Raw genomic sequence first — 17,845 nt, forward strand, 5'->3', positions numbered from 1 at the left:
CATGGGGACTCATTAAGTATGCTTAGCTCAGATCAGTGTTAAGCTGGGTTTGTTGAGTATAGACATGGCTAATGCTATAATGAGGGCCTTCGGAAAATTAATGAGCAGTGCATTGGATGGATACATAGAGTTTAATGTTTCTACTTGTTTTCTTTAGGTGGTTTATGGTTTACCGCTTGCATCCTCATTGTTTCATGAGGAGTTACCCTCGCTCTCGCATCCCTAGGATTCAGGAATATGTAGAATGAACCTAGAGCTTAAAAGCTCCATCCCTAGAAGGAGCAAGGCTCATCATCTTCTTTGGTCAATAATTATTGATACTATTATGGATTCACCTATGAATTCATCAGATGACAAGATTACCGAATTAAGATAAGTATGAGTATACAACTAGTGAATCGTAACGCGGTAGGTCAAATAAGGCTCATTAGTGAGACTGGTGGTAAGTAGTAGGAAGCCTAATGTTAAGGTTATGATGGGGCAAGCCAGAATCCTCTGCAGCATTAATAATATTACTATCACTAATCTTGGGTTATGAAACGGCTTCATCACTAGTTAAGGGTTTAAGCACTGGCTCATCAATTAGAGATTTACTTAAGGGACTGGGTTACAGTTAATGAAAACATCAACAAAATACTCAATATAATGGAATTGACGAAACCTGGATTTAAGATTAAGAAGGTAATTAATGGATCCACTACGTGGATCATAGGTATTATCCATTAAAATGATTTATTCATACCAATTTATAACCGATAACTAATCCCTTTGGCCCTAGGTTTATGCCCTTACCTGCTAAATATTAGCCATTTTACGGTGAAACTATATCATTCTCATTACTGCTTCCTGGCTACTATTCTATAGGTTCCATTACCTATAGGTTCAATACTGATTACTTCACCATTAAGCTCCTCTACGGCTGCTGGAACTGTTTCACAGCTTAGTGGATTATCTATAAGTATTTCCACCTCATCGCCTCTACTTAATTGCGTAAAATACTTCCTAGTGAATAATACTGGGTATGGACATGCGTAACCTCTTAAATCTAGCTCATACCTACCACTACTACTTCTCCGAAGCTCAACCATAACCACTAGACTATAATAATATTGAAAAACATTCTACTGAAGTTATAAAATACATTTAGGGATTAGCTTAATACCTTATAATTCACTGAGCAACCTATGAGTGATTTATTTGCAACATCAGTAGTAGGTAGTTGGCCGAGGCCAAGGTGGTTATTGGATGCGCTTAAACGCAGGAATAAGGGTGAGTTAAGCATTGATGATTTTAATAAGATCGCCGATGAGGCTGTGCTTCTTGCCATTAAGTACCAGGAGGATGCTGGTATTGATGTGATTACTGATGGTGAACAGAGACGCGACAACTTCTACTCATTCGTCGTTGATAAGCTTAATGGTGTTAAGTTAATGAGTGCAGCAGAGTTACTGGATTACGTTGAGAATAAGGAGATGTTTGAGAACGTGCTAAGGGCCCAGGACGTGCCATCTACTTCAATAAGGAACCCGGTGGCTGTGGATAAGGTGAGTTTAAAGAGGCCCCTTGTCTCAGATGAAGCATTGTTCCTCAAGGAGCATACTAGAAGTCGTATTAAAGTGACTATACCGGGACCGTACTTACTCACGAGATCCATGTGGGTTAAGGCATTGTCAGGGGGAGTTTACCCAACTAGGTATGATTTAGCCAAGGATATTACTAAGATACTTAGGGAAGAGATTATTAGGCTTAGGGATTTAGGCGTGGATTTCATTCAACTGGATGAACCAACACTAATGGAGGTGCTTTACGGCAAGTATGGTGTTGGCTCAACATTCATGTGTGCAGTGCTTGCTGCTAGAATGGATCCAACCGAGGAGTTGGAGTTCGCTGTAAACTTGATAAACGAGACCATTAAGGGTATTGATGGTGTTAGATTAGGTATCCACGTGTGTAGGGGTAATTGGACTAAGAATGAGAAGGCTTTATTAAGCGGTGACTATAGGCCATTGTTACCATACCTCATGGAAACTAAGGTAAAGCAGTTGGTTCTTGAATTCTCAACACCAAGGGCTGGTGACGTGGATGTTTTAAGGGATTACGCCAATGAGAAGGAGATTGGCCTTGGCGTCGTTAATCCTAGGAGTGATGTTGTGGAAAGCGAGGATTTTGTAATTGAAAGGGTTAAAAGAGTCATTAAGTTCCAGGATGCAGGTAAGGTGTGGTTAAACCCAGACTGCGGTTTCGGAACCTTTGCAGAGGTTCCACTGGTTAATTCGGAGATTGCCTATAGGAAGCTGAGAATTATGGTTAATGCAGCCAAGAAACTGAGGCAAGAGTTTACGGGCAAGTAGAGTAAGAGTTCTTCATTTAAATCTTAAACCTGAAATATTTAACAATGCATTTAATGCATTCATAATTGTGTATTTCTACTAGCTACGTATTAGTGTTGTTATGGTTCAGGTGGTGGGGTTTAATGGGCTTGATTTGGATGCGTTGAGGAGGATTGTGGATGAGATATCTAGGAATCCATCCATGGTTAAGCAGACTAGTACTTGGGTGGCTAGGACTAGGTGGTTGGGTGGGTTTAGGGTTAAGGCTTATGTTAGGAACTTCACAGTGGAGTTTGATGAACCAGATTCCCTAGGTGGTTCAGGGAAGGCACCAAAACCTACTGAGTACATTCTAGCCGCATTGGGTGCTTGTTTAACCATAGGCTTTATACTTAATGCAACTAAGAGGGGTGTGAGGGTTAATGACTTGGAGATAGCCCTTGAGGGTGATTTAAACAATGTCCTAGTATTCCTAGGATTAAGTAATGAGGGTCATCCAGGGTATAGGGAGATAAGGGTTAAGGCCTACATAAACACAGACGCCCCAGAAAACATTGTGAAGGAGCTATGGGAATACACAGTGAAAACATCACCAGTAGGCAATACACTAACCAACACCGTTAACCTAATCACCGATGTAAAGGTAATCAATGAAGTGTAAACATGATAAGAATAATAAACCTAAATCAAATTAAGGATGCTGTTGAGGATTATTTGCTACTTGACGCAAGACCATACATTGACTACATGAGTAAGGGCCACATACCTGGAGCAGTTAACGCTCAGGTTAGTAGGATTATGGATGTAATAACGGGAGCCATTAAACCTATTGGTGAATTGAATGCAGTATTTAAACAATGGGGTATTGATGAGGATAAGCCCATACTCATATATGATGAGTATGATGGGCAATTAGGGGCTAGACTTGCATGGACCCTTGATTACTGTGGTCATGATAAAGTATTCCTGGTCAGGGAGTTCTTCAGTACCTATGCCAATTCAGGTGGGCAATTATCCTATAAATTGGAGAAGGCCACCCATGAGGGTAATTTTAAGTGCAGACCCAATGAGGGAGTTAGGGCCACTGCTGAATACGTGCTCTCTACATTAAACAGTGCCCTAATCATAGATGCTAGGAGCCCCGAGGAATTCATAGGAGGTAACCCTGAGGTGCCGAGACCTGGTCACATACCTAATGCAGTCAATATCCCATGGCTTGAATTACTGGACCCTGATGGATACAGGATTGTGGATTTAGGGCTTAGTAGGGATAAGGAGATTATCGTCTACTGTGACTATGGCTTGAGGGCATCGGTGGTATACTCCGTGCTTAGGCACTTTAACTATAAGGTTAGGCTTTATGAAAAGGGTTACATGGAGTGGGGTTCTAATCCAAATCTACCTGTAGTTAGTGGCTAATACTCTTCACTTAATTATAATAAGCACGGATGGTTTATTATACAGAAGTGGTAAGTTGAATTATGAATGAGGAGGTAAGGTGCCTTAGAGGTAGTGCTTCACCATACATTACGGATGCCTTAAGTAGCCCAGTTAAATGGTGGGGTTGGTGCAGTGAAGCCTTTGAGAAGGCTAGGCATGAGGGTAAGCCCATATTGATTGATGTAGGTGCTGGTTGGTGCCACTGGTGTCACGTTATGGATGAGGAAACATACTCTGATCCTGAGGTTGCGGAGTTGCTTAATAACTACTTCATACCAATTAAGGTTGATAGAGATGAGAAACCTGATGTGGATAGGAGGCTTCAGGAAATCGCCATGCTCATCAGTGGTCAGGGTGGTTGGCCATTAACAGTGATACTGACGCCAAACGGCGATCCACTATACGCAGCCACATACCTACCACCAAGGGATAAGGCTGGGCTTCCCGGAATGGTTAAGGTGCTTAATGCCACCCTTAATGCACTTAGGTTTAAGTCCAGTGAAGTTGCTGAAGCTGTTAGGCAGGTTAGGGAGGCATTGAGTCAAGAGGAGTCAGCAACACCCAGTGAACCCTCATGGGATTCCCTGGAGTCTGTGATTAATGATATAGTGAGTCTTCATGATGATGAATACGGCGGCTTTGGCACCATGCCCAAGTTCCCGCAGCCCACTTTCCACACACTACTACTGCATATGGGTTACCACGGTGATGAACACCTAGTGAAACTGGTTACATACACTTTGAGGAGAATGTACTATGGGGGTGTTTATGATCAACTTGGTGGTGGATTCCATAGGTACTCAGTGGATAGGGAATGGCTTATACCTCATTTCGAGAAGCTACTGATTGATAACGCAGAGTTACTGGCTAACTACGCTGAGGCATACGCGGTAACTGGTGATGTTGATTTAAGAAATGCAGCCATGGGCATCACCAGTTACTTAACGAGTGAGCTTTGGAACCCGGAGGGCGGCTTCTATGCAAGCCAGGACGCGGACGTGGACCCAAGTGACGAAGGTGGCTACTATAGGTGGAGTATTGATGAATTACGCAGTTTATTGAGTAACGAGGAGTTTGAACTTATCTACAGATACCTTGGAGTCTATAGATTTAAGGATAGTGGGGAGAAGGCCGTGCTCCATGTGGCCATGAGCCTTACTGAAGCGGCGAGACTCGCCGGTATAGAGCCTAACAGAGCTGAGGAGGTTTTGAGGAGCGCCATCAGTAAGTTGCGGCAGGCCAGGAGTAAAAGGCCTAAGCCTAGGATTGATAGGACAGTATACACTAATTGGTCCTCTGCAGCAGCTCTGGCACTGATGGAGTATCACGATTACGTAAATCCAGGAACGCTAAGTTACGCAGTGAAGACCGTAGATTACATAATGAGTAAGCTTTACATTAATGGTGAGTTACGTAGAGGCTTCAGGTCCGGGCCCCTTTACATGGGGAGTCTGGACGACTACGCATACACCTTAATAGCATCAATACAGGCCTTTAGCCACACGGGTGAGGTTAAGTACTTATCCTTCGCAAGGGAATTAGCCGAGGGTTTAATAAATAACTTCGAGGCAAAGGATGGGGGATTCTACGACACTAAGCTGTCTAATGATTCACCAATAGGTATGAGGGTTAAGCCAATATTCGATACACCTAACTGGAGCCCCAACGCCCTAGCCATAATGGGATTACAGGATATGGCGAGGTTAGGGCTGATTAAGGGTGATTCCTTGGATAAGGCTGTAAAGTCACTATACCCATTGGCAACCAGGTACGGTAGATCAGCAGCATCCTACTTCATAACCCTATGGAGGTATTTAGCTGAACCACCGAAGGTTATTATTATTGGCGACTCTAGGGATGATGAGGCATTCCTAAGCCTATGGAAGATAGCCTTATCAACATTCAGACCCGGTAAACTAGTAATACCGTTAACAAGGGATTATGTTAACGAGTTTACAGGTGACCAAACTATCAGTTACATGGTTCGGGAGCAGAGAAGGTTAAGTAGGCCACTGGCCTTTGTATGCGCATACACGGCATGCTCCATGCCAATAGAGAAACCGGAATCGCTAAGGCAAGTTATAGAGACATTCATGGTTAATAGGTATATGAACCGGTAAAATCAACAATACGATACTCTACTGCATTAGCTAAAGCTAGTCTTCAATAATATTTAAAGTGATCTTGGAATTTAATTAATAAAGCTTTCGCAGACTTGCTGTAAATAATGTTATTTAAGCAGGGCTTAAATATAAGCTTGAGGCATATGCGTCATGCCATTATGCCCCATCTGTAGGGTTAGGTTTAATGATTGGAGTGATGTTGCAGCTCATTTTAACGAAATGACTAAAGTTAATGATGCAGCTCATGTGATGTGGTTGAATAGGAATATTTCATCTAGGGAATTAAGCATTGATGAGTTAAGCGTTAGGTTAAGGGACTTATTCAGGATTGGTAATGGACTTGGTTCATGGATTAGGGATATTTTCATCAAAAGATTCTACGGCGATAATCCTCACCCCTTCATGGTAGCTATGCAGAAGCCTAATAGGGCAGTGCTCCTGGGCTACGTATTGGAGCATCAACACTTCCTTAGAAATTGGGTTAGGGTCCTAGCTACCATAGTGGCTAAGACTGATAAGGATGATGTGGTTAGGTATGAGCTTGAGAATATGTCTGTGGAATTCCTCGGTTACCGCAATAGGCCATCACACTACGAGCTGCTTATTAGAATGGGTGAATCCCTAGGCATGAGCAGGGCTGAAATACTATCCACACCACCATTGAAGGCAACATTGGATTCCATTAACGTATGGCGTAGAATAGCCAACGAGAGGACGTGGGTTGAAACCATGGCTGCAATGCATAGTCTTGAGCTTGCCGCGGATAAGAGTCTACGTAAGTATGGGGCTAGGATGCATTACTTCAATGAGGCGATACTATCATCCCCAGAGTACCCTGATGCTGTTAAGGAGTTCCTTAGGGAGGGTTATGAGGCTGATGAACATCACGCTGGCGAGGCATTGGAGCTGGTTGAGAAGTATGCTGGTGAAATGAACCTTATTGAGGAGGTTCAAGTAACAGTGCTTGAATCCCTTGATGCACTGCATAATTACCTATGGGCCCGTTTACAGAGGGCTATGATGATTGATCCTGGGCTTATTAAGGTGATTACGCAATGATAATCGAGGTCAATGGTAGGCAAGTAGGTACTAAGGAGACTGGATGCGCGCTCTGCGGTGCCACTTGGGGTGAGTACTATGATGAGGTTGATGGAGAGAAACTCTTCTTCTGCTGTGACTTATGCGCAAAGGGCTTTAAGAATATTATTAATGAGATTAAGAGAAGGACAGGTTGGAGTAGGATTGATAAGTTAACCATGGTCGGCAACTACTATAAGGGTAGGACAGGTGTAGCAATGCATGGTAATGAGCAGTTTAAGTTTTACGTTAAGTTTAACGATGATGCAGACATAACTATATTCAATGAACTGTAAGCATTATGATTAAGTTAAGTTTAAAACAATCTTATTAAGCTACCTAATTACATGAAGGAACCTAAGGATGATCATTAGGTAGGTGGAACATGTTCAGTAAGGTAAAGGTTAAATATAACTAAATAGATTTGAGAAGGGGAAGGGAAAATGATTAATTTGGTTTTAAGGTACCTTAATTTAAGGTTCATTACCCTTCTTAACTGGTGCACCAACAGCATTACCCCACTCGGCCCAAGAGCCGTCATAAACCCTAACAGCTGGGTAACCAAGTAGGTACTTGAGTACGAACCATGTGTGGGAGGCTCTTTCCGCAATCCTGCAGTAGGTTATTACCTCCTTATCTGGTGTTATTCCATACTGGCTGTAAAGTCTCCTTAATTCCTCAACGGGTTTAAACTCACCAGTGTCTGGGTTCACGGCTAGGCTCCAGGGAATATTGATGGCACCTGGTATGTGCCCACCCACCTGAGCATGCTCATTAGGGTATTCTGGTGGTGCCGTTATCTCACCAGTGTACTCTCTAGGCGACCTAACATCGACAAGCGCTAGACTTTTACCAATCTCACCCTTGTTGAGTCTATTCAATATCTCCCATAGGTAAACCCTATGTCCACCCCAGTCAACCTTCTTAACCGTGTACCTGGCCCCAACATCCTTGTAATAATGCGGCTCCTGGTGACCACTGCATGTGGGCCCATTCTCCTTAGCCCACTTGGTACGCCCACCATTCAGTAACCTAACGTCCTCATGTCCATAAACCTTGAAGAGCCAGAAGGCGTAGGCTGCGAACCAGTTATTATAGTCACCGTAAAGTATAACAGTAGTATCATTAGATATGCCCCTCTCCTCCATGTACTTTGCGAATTGATCAGGTTCAACGAAATCCCTTCTCACTGGATGCCTAATATGATCCTTCCATGTCAATAATGCAGCACCCGGCAAGTGCCATGCAAAGTATGCGGTGTTCGGATCATAGTCAACCTCCACAACTCTAACCTTTGGGTCATTTAAGTGCTTCCTCATCCACTCAGTATCCACAAGCACCTCGGGATGCGCATAGCTCATAATTAGCCTAAGCTAATAGATTTTAATAAACGTCTTGTAAAAAGCATATTATACACGAGATTGCAGAAATTTCATGTATAAAAAATATTTTAAAACACGCTGTGAAAAGCACCTATGGCCATTAATATTACAAAGACTGTTAAATTTGATAGGAATGAATCATGTGAAACTGGATTAAGGCATCCTATTTACACGATTATAGATGAGTTAAAGAAATTGAATCATAATGAGGGAATAAGAGTACTTGTTAATGATTATGATTGGGTTTTAGTTATTAAAAACACAGTTAACCTAATGAAGAATTTCTGCATTACGGATAATGGTAGTAATACTGAGTTATTTCATGAACTTATAATTTATAAATGCGTACTCAATCCATAGGAAGAAGATTCAAGTGAGTTATACGAAGTTTTGGTGATTTAAAAATTCATTAACACCATAGGTAGATTTATGGCTAAGATAATGAAGGTTAATTATTATTGAAATAGGATAAGTCACTGATATAATGAATGACAAGTCTAGCTCCTTCTGTAGTTGGTTTAAGCTCCCACTGGTAACATTAAAATGCAGAGAGGGCTCAGAGGCATTAATTCAGGTTTATGCATATTTAAGAACAGGTTACTCCACCTAGATTCATGAAACCGTACTGGTAATCCAGGGTATTGGGACTTCATCAATTCTCCACCTCTGCTTAATTACACTATCCTCAATACTAATGCTTACGCCACTTTTATAGGCCAGTAAACCAGTCCAAGCAATCATAGCTCCATTATCACCAGCATACTCAGGGGGGACAACGTGCAGTGTCGCCGTGTATTCTGATGCAACGATCTCCATTATGCTTCTTAGTATGGGGCTTCTGGCTACGCCGCCGGCTATCACTATCTCCCTCTTACCCAGTAGTGCTAATGCCCTCTCAGTCACCTCAGCCAGCATGTAGTATGCCGTGTTAACTATGGATAAGCAAACATTCTCAACCCTCCTCCCCTCCTTAACCAACTTCACTGCTGCAGTGTATAGGCCTGCGAAGGACATGTCCTGTCCCTTAACAGTGTAGGGTAACTCTAACATTACCTTACCTCTCCTGGCGCATTCCTCAAGGTGTGGTACACCTGGGTTAGGTAGGCCAAGGAATCTGGCGAACATGTCGAGGCAATTACCCACTGATATATCCATTGTCTCCCCAAAGACCCTATACCTACCACCTGAGTAGGCGGTTACCATGGTGTGTCCACCTGAGACTAAGAGTACTAATGGGTCCTTGGCACCCGTGGTCATTTTAGCTATCTCAATGTGGGCTACCCCATGGTGGACAGGCACAAGGGGTTTACCGTACTTAATGGCTATGAACCTAGCCACAGTTGCCCCAACCCTTAATGCTGGTCCTAAGCCAGGCCCCTGGGAAAAAGCCACTGCATCAAGGTCACTTAATTTAACCTCAGCCTTATCTAATGCCCTCTTAACTAAATGCGACGCCTTCAATGCGTGATGATCCGCAGCCTCCCTTGGGTGAATACCTGAGCCCTGGGGTGGTGTGTAGGTTTCATTCTCATTAGCCAATACCTCATTATCATTAACTATCCCCACCCCTATGGTGTGGGCTGTGGATTCAATGCCGAGAATTATCACAAGCCTCACGAATCCTAGTTCTATTTAAATCCTCACTCAACCCAGTGGATTTATTATGATTTAGAGTCATTAATTTGAGCCTTCACCTACCTCTACTCGGCCTCTGTCTTGGTGCTTGGCTTTCAAATATAGTGTAACCGCATTTACCGCAATGCCACCTGGGTACTGGTTCCTTGTGGTAAGCCATTACTGAACCACACCTAGGGCATAGTCTCTTATTAAACCTAAACACACCCTTCTCCATGTCTATGGTATACCAAGTGTGTGCCCTTGCCTTAACAGCCTTACTCATACTTAACATTCGGTTACCTCCCTTTTTAAAAATAGCTGTCTAATGTATCGCCCACCCTGGTGCATTGCATTTAAATTCACGTGAAGTGTGGTTGGGTTATGAAACTGGTGTTTAAGGTAATGGGTAAGGAACAACCTTTATTAGGCTTAACTAATTAGCGTTCACGTGAAGAATCCCATTGAGGTTAGGAAGATTCAAGTAGCTGGTAAGTCCTCCTTAGCCGTAACCATACCCAAGAGGTGGGCTGAGGTACTTGGGATTAATGCAGGTAACCCAGTCTACCTGGAGTTTAGGGGTTATGAGATTGCCGTATTGCCTGCATTAATGGTTCATGAGGTTGAAACACAGAGGGTTATTGAGGTTAAGCCTGGTGAGAGTTCTGATTCAGTTATTAGGAGGGTTATAAGCGCGTTCATTAAGGGTGCCCAGGTAATTAGGGTTATGTTCACTGGTAGTGTGGATAGGGAGTTAATTGATGAAGTCACTAGGGAGATCAGTGTCCGCGTACCCATAGTTGAGACCATAAGTTACGGTAATGGTGAGGTCAAGGTAACTGTACTATCCCCCACTAGTAATATGCCTATTAAAAGCTTCATAGCCAGGATGAGTAATGTTGTTTCAGGAATGTTTAAGGACGCCTTAAGCCTGATTAAAATAGATCCTGAGGAGAGACTTAGTATGGCTAGGGATATAATGGATAGGGATTACGATGTTGATAGGAATTATATGCTTATACACAGGTTAATAAACATGGCTGTGAATGGTTTAATAAGCGTGAGGAGCGTTGAGATTGATGATAGGCCTGAACTCTTATCCTGTCTCCTGGTCTCTAAATCCCTTGAGAGGTCAGGTGACCATTCCTGGAGGATTGCCCAGTGGATGCTTGAGATTGGTTCAATTAATGAGGATGTTGCAGACCTAATACTGGCCCTTGGTGATGAGGTTAGTGACCTTCATAAATCCGCAGTATCCTCCTTCCTAAGTAGGGATGTTGATAAGGCGCAGGCCGTGTTAGATATGAGGAATAATATTGCTCAAAGGAGGGTTGAGGTGAGTAATATGCTTAAGGCCTACAACATAACGGGGCCATTAAACCTCGTGATTGAATCAATAGGTAGGTTAGCTGCCTACGCGTACGATATTGCTGAAATAACTCTTGACACGTACTTATGAACCATACCTTTAAGGGCATCACCGTGTTTAACATTAATCCCCCATCAACATCATGTACTTAACCTCTATTGAATTAATACAGCATCTACATAATATTAATGTTAGTAACCATATCAGGAATTAGCATTAAATTACAATAATCATGATCCTTACATTAATGTACCTAAAGCCTCATTATACATAAGGGGTTTAATGCTTAAATCGCCTATGCCTCACTGCATATATTGAGGATTCCAGTGGGCTTGAATGATAGCCTTAGCCTTATAAAATTTAAAAGTAAGGTGGGGTAAGGTTCATGATGTCCAGCCTATTTGATAATGTTAAGCCACTTACAATGGGGCAGGAGAGGTTAATTAATGTACTTAAGGATGATGGTAATGAGGTTGTTGGAGCCTTTGGCCCAACTGGGACTGGTAAAAGTTTCATAACGGTGATTTACGGCATCTCAGCGGTATTAAGTGGTCGATTTAAGAGGCTCATAATAGCTAGGCCTTTAATAGACATAACCAGTGGTAAGCTTGAATCCCCTGAGGAGTTAGGTGACTTATACTATAGGGTTGCTGGGCAATACCTGTACGACATATTAGGCGACATGGTGCCTAGGGATGATATGGAGAAGATGCTTAGGGATGGTAGAGTTATAGTGACTGATGTTAGCTACCTAAGGGGTAGGACCTTCGATGAATCAGTGATACTGCTTGATGATGCACAGCATGCTCCCCCAGAGAACGCTGCTGAGGTTCTTATGAGGATGGGTAGGAACGCTAGGTTGATAATTGCCGGTGATCCAATACTGCAGAGGCCATTGGGTATTGAGAAGGATGGCGCAACGTTAATGAGGGAGGTTCTGCTTAATGAGGAGAAGGCTATGGTTGTTGACTTAGGTTTGAAGGATATAATTAGACCTGGAGCTAAGAGGGGCCTTAAATTAATGTTTGAGCTTAGGTTAAGGAGAAGGAGCCTGAATGATGATGAGAAGAAGTTAATGGATGTTATAAGGGTTCATGCCCCAGATGCGGATGTAGTCACTGTGGTGGGCTTTAGGGATATTAAGGAGAACCTAGACATAAAGTCTGAGAATGCCCCAGATGCATTAATAGTGGCTAAGGAGGGTTACTTAGGTAGGGTTGTGGGTAAGGGTGGGGAGAGGATTAAGGCTATTGAGAATGATTCAGGCTTCAAGTTAATAAGAACGGTTGAAATGAGCCTTGACTTTAAGCAGTGGATTAGAACAATACATCCAATAAGCTGGATAATTAAGCACATTGTTGATGTTGATTTCGCTGGACCTGAGTTACAAGTGATCTTGAGGAGGGAAATGGGGGCCTTCGTTGGGCCTAAGGGAACCTACATTAGGCTTCTTGATAGGGTTTTCAAGAGGTTATTGAACATTGGCGTGAGGGCTATTGAGGAGGAGCAGCCAACGGAGCAATAGCGTTGTTTAAGTGATTCGACTATTGTCGTATAAATATTCTGCAGTTGAAAAAGTTTATTTACCACACCTCCCTCAGTCCCCTAATGTCAGTGAAAATTAATCAACTAATGAGGAGTGGAGTAATATCAGTAGATGCTGCAACACCCATAAAGGAGGCGGCTAAGGTAATGACTAGGAATAACGTAGGCCTGCTCGTGGTTATGAGTAATGGGAGAATGACCGGTGTAGTCAGTGAGAAGGATATAGTAAGGGCAGTGGCTAATGGCGTAAACCCAAGCGACCCCATTGAGAAAATAACCACTAAGAGTGTAATATCAGTGAACCATGAATCATCACTACATGAAGCAGCTGAGCTAATGCATAAGTTAAACATAAGGCACTTAGTGGTTGTTGATGATAATAATAATCCAGTGGGTGTAGTCTCAATAAGGGATATTGTGGGTGAATCAATTAGATTAAGGACACTTGCTGAGCAGGGGGTAGTTAATGATACTGAGGAACCAATACCATGCACTGATTAATTCTAGGCAATATCATTTAATTATAGGCTAATAAAAATCATTACCTTTCTTAGATTCAATTCCCTTTAATAGGAGGGGTCATTTAAAGTTTATAAAACTAGGGGATTAGGACTCACCGTGCCGCATAGGTCTAGGCATAAACGTGGTAGTAGTGGATCAGTTAGGCCAGCAACTAAGACAATACCACCGTGGTTAAGCTACAGTCCTGAGGATGTGGAGAGGCTTGTGGTTGAATTAGCTAGGAGGGGTTTCACACCATCACTAATAGGTGTTATACTTAGGGATCAGTACGGTATACCACTGGTTAAGATTGTTACAAATAAGAGAATTACTGAGATACTTGAGGAGAATGGACTCAAGCCCCAGATACCTGAAGACCTAATGGCATTAATTAGGAGGGCGGTTAACATTAGGAGGCATCTTGAGGAGCATCCCAAGGATATGTCAGCTAAGAAAGGCTTATTACTAACTGAATCCAAGATACATAGGTTAATTAAGTACTACAAGAGGACTGGCGTACTTCCATTAGACTTCACCTACAGCCCGGAGAGGTTTGCCATGGCGACTTAAAGACAAGAATAATGAAATTAAATAACGCCTCCTTACCTCAGTAATAGTTAAAAGGGTTAAAGACTAACCAGCTTATGCAGTATGTTAAGCTTGGTTGGTCTGGGGTTAAGGTTTCACAACTATGCCTCGGCATGTGGCATCTTCCTCCTTCTAGGGTTAGGGATGAGTATGGTGTTTATAAGGTTGATGAGGAGGAGTCTGTTAGGATAATTAGGAGGGCTATTGACCTGGGTATTAACTTCATTGATACAGCCAACGTATACCATGGGACGATGTCTGGGCCGGATTACATCCACGCCGGTAATGCTGAGAGGATACTGGGTAATGTGCTTAAGGGGTATGATAGGGAATCACTAGTCATAGCAACAAAAGTTAGATTCCGCATGGCACCCTGGCCCAATGGCGAAGGATTATCTAGAAAACACATTAGGTGGCAAATAAAGGAATCATTAAGGCGGCTTAATTTAGATTATGTTGATTTATATCAAATACATGCCCCTGACCCCGATACTCCTAAGATTGAGACTCTTAGGGCTTTGAATCAGCTTGTTGAGGATGGTTTAGTGAATTATATTGGTGAAAGCAATCACCCAGCACACGACATAGTGGAATTCATGGAGCTAGCCGACAAACACAACCTAGAACCCTTCACAACAATGCAGGAACCATATAATTATATTGAGAGGTGGATTGAGAATGATAAAATACCTGTAGCTAAAAGATACGGCATGGCAATACTAGCCTACATTCCATTAGCCCAGGGAGTATTAACGGGAAAATACGTGGACTTTGAGAAGAAGACCTGGAGAATACCTGAAATGTCCAGGGCAGATTACATAGAGGGCATGAGGCGCAGGTATTTCACTGATAGGAATCTTAAAATACTCATGGAGTTCCACGAGGTGGCTAAGGAATTAGGTGTAAGTGACTCCCAGTTAGCATTAGCATGGATGCTTAAGAAGGGTGAAAGCCTTGGGGTAACTATAATACCCATAATAGGTGCAACAAGCGTTAAGCAACTTGAGGAGGATTTAGAAAGCCTAAACGTTAAAATAAATGATGACGTAATGAAGAGGCTTGAGGACATATATAAGACCTACACCTCCCAATAATCATTAAATAATGATAAAAGGATCAAATTCTAAGTTTCATGGCTCATACATTGACTAAAATATAGATAACTCACTAACCTTTAAGGAGGTAAGCTTCTATGTTGAGACCTTAGAGCATTCATCCATTGATTACTACTTAAACCCCTCAATATAATCACCATTATTAATAAGGCTTTAAGTACATTATAGCTTCCTAAGGACTAGAATTAAGTTAGGAATAAATACAAGCTAATAAGAATTCTAACATAAGGCCTTAAAATATTTAAACTATTAATGAGCATGATAGGTTTAGGGGAATAAAGGGAAAAGAAGATAGTTTTAATTTAATTAATCATTGATTCATTTTCATCTTCTTAATGCTAGTACTGCTGCTACTATGGCTATGACTATTACTATGATTACTATTCCTATTACTAGTGTTGTGCTTATTACTGGTTTTGTGACTGTTACTGTGCTTACTGCCGTAGTGGTTGTTGTGCTTACTACTGTGCTTGTTGATGTTACAGTGGCAGTACTAGTCACAGTAGCAACGGCAGTTGAAGTAACAGTGGTTGTTGAGGTTGTTGTGGCCGTAGTCGTTGAAGTCGTTGTAGTTGAAGTAACTGGAGTATACGGTACATGGAAGTACGATGCTACACAAGCCTGCAACTGAGGATCAGGATTAGGTAAACCAATGAATGCCGCATACTGAGGATACTTAGTCCATAATGAACCATTAACAATAGCTTGAGCTAGAGGAGGCATCACGCCTTGAGGTGCGAATCCACCTAGGAATACTAAGTCTATTGTATCGAAGGATGCTCCTGACATTCCATGAGGATACTCTAACGTGTATGCTGCTTCGCTGTACTTAGATGCATTAAACGGTATGCACTTCATTAACCACCCCATATTAACATACTTAGGTACAGCACCCTGAGCTATCGCCTCAGTACCTATTTGAATTGCTGGTACCCAGTACTCGGACCATGCGTAGAATGCCTTAATTAACTCATAGTATGTTGATGAACCAGGCTCAGCAGCCGTTATGGCATCCTCCCAATTGGTTAGGTTTATGAGACCATAGGTTGAGTTAATGCACCAGATAATTGTATTATTCGGTATAGGTAGGTTGGTGGTTAATGGTTTACAATACCAGCCGGTAATCTGATTACTCTGAACAATCGGGTAGGCGAAAGGCGTAGTGGTGCCGTTAATACACCATGCTGCTGGGAATAATGCAGGGCCATTCCATTGAGCTGAAGTTAAGGAAACCCAGAATGTATCATAACCACCCTTATTAAGGCCTGCATATATGAAATCAACATTATCAGGTAATTTACACGTAGTCTCCTCAGTGGAATATGTTGCAGCCTCAACAGAAATGACCTTAGTTGGTATTCCAAACTTCCCTAATTGTGCAGCTATTTCAGAACTTATGGTTAACCAGTCAGTACGCCCGTCGGTGTATAGTGTTAGTGTTAGTGGTGTTCCGTTGGGTAGGTACCATTGGCCGCTCTTATAGGTTAAGCCAGCTGATTCAAGTAACTGAGAGGCGTAAGACCAATTAACAGTATAATTAATAACCATGCTCCTAATGCCTTCGGGTATTGTTGACCATAGACCAGGGACAACATTAGGAGCTGGGGCTGGTGCAAGTATCCATACTGGATAGTAGGCGTATGGTGGCGGTCCCCATGCTAGGGTTGCCTCAGTCCTATTGATAATGTATGCAAATGCTTGTCTGACAGCAGGAATATTAAATGGGTAGTATGCCGGTATTGAGAATCCCATGGTTGAGATATCTGGCATTGGGTTAAATACGTAACCATCCTTAATGGCGACCTGATATGTTGAAGGTGGTGCAGTCCACCCAAGTACGAAGAAGTTACTATGGGTAGCCATTAATTCAAGTAATTGAGTTGTTCCTGAGGAGAGTGAAATATAGGCATTTAACTCTGGGTAGTATTGCCATGTGTGGAATGGAAACACGCTACCCCACTCAGTCAACAACTGCTGGGGCACTAGTTGAACAGTAATTGTCTGTGGACTAACGTGACTAGCATAGTATGGGCCTAGGCTCCAGTATGGTACAACCATTTCAGTTATATTCTTCTGCCCAAAGGTGTAGGCTTCACTGGCATTCATTGTTTTTAACTCGTTTACTACGTTCTCCCAGACTGGCCATGGTGTTTCAGGCCTGGTTATAAGTATGAATATCCACTCTGTGGGTGACCATACATCGAAGTGGAATTCAATGGTGTAATTATTAAGCACTATTATGTCCTTATCAGCATTCTGAGGACTAATCCAAGGTGAATATGCATTAAAGGCTTTCGCCTCAATGTAGAAGTATGCGTAAACATCCCATGCGGTGAAGGGTATTGTGGCTGAACCATTAAACCAATATAAGTTATGCCTAAGGTAGATTATCAAGGTCTTATTCTGAGGAAACACAGTCCAATTACTGGCTAAAACAGGCCAAAACTCATTAGTAGTCGGGTTCCATAATGCTAATGGCGCATAATCACTGGCCCACCATATTGGCCAAAGGCTTAGGGATGAGAATGGGTTATACCATGGGGCAGGCCATGGGGGGACAACAACGTAGTACCATGGTGCTGCATAGTAAAGGGTGTACGTGGGGTATGATGACTGAGCACTAGCTATACTTATTGACATAACTACTATTGCACCTAGTATTAACCATATATGTCTAGAGATACTTAGTTTGCCCATACATTTTAGAAACTGAGAACTAGTATTTAAAGTTTTCCGAAATTACTATAAAAGTGTAGTATGA

The 17,845-nt window shown here is 42.3% G+C and carries 17 protein-coding genes; 12 read left to right on the forward strand and 5 right to left on the reverse strand.

Annotation, left to right across the window (positions count from 1 at the left end):
- Positions 1-836: 836 nt before the first annotated feature.
- Positions 837-1,088, reverse strand: coding sequence for a sulfurtransferase TusA family protein (locus tag CMAQ_RS02970; RefSeq protein ID WP_048062896.1), 252 nt, complete (start codon positions 1,086-1,088; stop codon positions 837-839).
- Positions 1,089-1,184: 96 nt separating this feature from the next.
- On the opposite strand from CMAQ_RS02970, the gene CMAQ_RS02975 reads away from it, so the two are divergent.
- The 6 genes from CMAQ_RS02975 (at position 1,185) to CMAQ_RS03000 (ending at position 7,266) form a co-directional block, all read left to right on the forward strand.
- Positions 1,185-2,351, forward strand: coding sequence for a cobalamin-independent methionine synthase II family protein (locus CMAQ_RS02975; RefSeq protein ID WP_012185646.1), 1,167 nt, complete (start codon positions 1,185-1,187; stop codon positions 2,349-2,351).
- A gap of 100 nt (positions 2,352-2,451) precedes the next feature.
- Positions 2,452-2,991 carry an OsmC family protein gene (locus CMAQ_RS02980; protein ID WP_012185647.1) on the forward strand — a complete coding sequence of 180 codons (540 nt, stop codon included), beginning with the start codon at positions 2,452-2,454 and terminating at the stop codon, positions 2,989-2,991.
- A 2-nt stretch (positions 2,992-2,993) separates the two neighbouring features.
- Complete coding sequence (locus CMAQ_RS02985; protein ID WP_012185648.1) at positions 2,994-3,749, forward strand: sulfurtransferase; 756 nt, start codon at positions 2,994-2,996, stop codon at positions 3,747-3,749.
- 62 nt (positions 3,750-3,811) lie between these two features.
- Positions 3,812-5,890, forward strand: coding sequence for a thioredoxin domain-containing protein (locus CMAQ_RS02990; protein ID WP_012185649.1), 2,079 nt, complete (start codon positions 3,812-3,814; stop codon positions 5,888-5,890).
- 153 nt (positions 5,891-6,043) lie between these two features.
- Positions 6,044-6,952, forward strand: coding sequence for a thiaminase II/PqqC family protein (locus CMAQ_RS02995; protein ID WP_012185650.1), 909 nt, complete (start codon positions 6,044-6,046; stop codon positions 6,950-6,952).
- Positions 6,949-7,266: a TA0938 family protein gene (locus CMAQ_RS03000; protein ID WP_012185651.1), complete on the forward strand. Its 318-nt coding sequence runs from the start codon at positions 6,949-6,951 to the stop codon at positions 7,264-7,266. Before CMAQ_RS02995 ends, CMAQ_RS03000 begins: the two co-directional genes overlap by 4 nt.
- 177 nt (positions 7,267-7,443) lie before the next feature.
- Here the strand turns inward: CMAQ_RS03000 and CMAQ_RS03005 are convergent, their stop codons facing one another.
- Entirely contained in the window at positions 7,444-8,334 is an 891-nt protein-coding gene (locus CMAQ_RS03005; RefSeq protein ID WP_420805660.1) for a sulfurtransferase, read from the reverse strand.
- 111 nt (positions 8,335-8,445) lie between these two features.
- Between CMAQ_RS03005 and CMAQ_RS03010 the strand changes: the two genes are divergently transcribed.
- Complete coding sequence (locus CMAQ_RS03010) at positions 8,446-8,712, forward strand: hypothetical protein (RefSeq protein WP_012185653.1); 267 nt, start codon at positions 8,446-8,448, stop codon at positions 8,710-8,712.
- A gap of 252 nt (positions 8,713-8,964) precedes the next feature.
- Here the strand turns inward: CMAQ_RS03010 and kae1 are convergent, their stop codons facing one another.
- A complete protein-coding gene (kae1, locus tag CMAQ_RS03015; RefSeq protein WP_012185654.1) occupies positions 8,965-9,960 on the reverse strand; it encodes a KEOPS complex N(6)-L-threonylcarbamoyladenine synthase Kae1 in 996 nt (331 codons plus the stop codon).
- Between the two features lie 82 nt (positions 9,961-10,042).
- Positions 10,043-10,261 (reverse strand): 30S ribosomal protein S27ae, encoded by a 219-nt coding sequence (locus CMAQ_RS03020; RefSeq protein WP_012185655.1) that lies wholly within the window; start codon positions 10,259-10,261, stop codon positions 10,043-10,045.
- A 156-nt stretch (positions 10,262-10,417) separates the two neighbouring features.
- On the opposite strand from CMAQ_RS03020, the gene CMAQ_RS03025 reads away from it, so the two are divergent.
- The 5 genes from CMAQ_RS03025 to CMAQ_RS03045 all read left to right on the forward strand — a co-directional run bounded on the left by CMAQ_RS03025 (position 10,418) and on the right by CMAQ_RS03045 (position 15,063).
- Positions 10,418-11,425, forward strand: coding sequence for a phosphate signaling complex PhoU family protein (locus CMAQ_RS03025; RefSeq protein WP_012185656.1), 1,008 nt, complete (start codon positions 10,418-10,420; stop codon positions 11,423-11,425).
- A gap of 295 nt (positions 11,426-11,720) precedes the next feature.
- On the forward strand, positions 11,721-12,860 hold the full coding sequence (locus CMAQ_RS03030) for a PhoH family protein (RefSeq protein WP_012185657.1): 1,140 nt from the start codon (positions 11,721-11,723) through the stop codon (positions 12,858-12,860).
- An 83-nt stretch (positions 12,861-12,943) separates the two neighbouring features.
- Positions 12,944-13,381, forward strand: a complete 438-nt coding sequence (locus CMAQ_RS03035) for a CBS domain-containing protein (RefSeq protein WP_012185658.1) — start codon at positions 12,944-12,946, stop codon at positions 13,379-13,381.
- A gap of 117 nt (positions 13,382-13,498) precedes the next feature.
- A complete protein-coding gene (locus tag CMAQ_RS03040) occupies positions 13,499-13,951 on the forward strand; it encodes a 30S ribosomal protein S15 (protein WP_012185659.1) in 453 nt (150 codons plus the stop codon).
- A gap of 74 nt (positions 13,952-14,025) precedes the next feature.
- Positions 14,026-15,063, forward strand: a complete 1,038-nt coding sequence (locus CMAQ_RS03045; RefSeq protein WP_012185660.1) for an aldo/keto reductase — start codon at positions 14,026-14,028, stop codon at positions 15,061-15,063.
- Between the two features lie 345 nt (positions 15,064-15,408).
- On the opposite strand, the gene CMAQ_RS03050 is transcribed toward CMAQ_RS03045, so the two are convergent.
- On the reverse strand, positions 15,409-17,781 hold the full coding sequence (locus CMAQ_RS03050) for an ABC transporter substrate-binding protein (RefSeq protein WP_012185661.1): 2,373 nt from the start codon (positions 17,779-17,781) through the stop codon (positions 15,409-15,411).
- Positions 17,782-17,845 lie beyond the last annotated feature (64 nt).

The organism is Caldivirga maquilingensis IC-167, from assembly GCF_000018305.1.
Taxonomy (GTDB): domain Archaea; phylum Thermoproteota; class Thermoprotei; order Thermoproteales; family Thermocladiaceae; genus Caldivirga; species Caldivirga maquilingensis.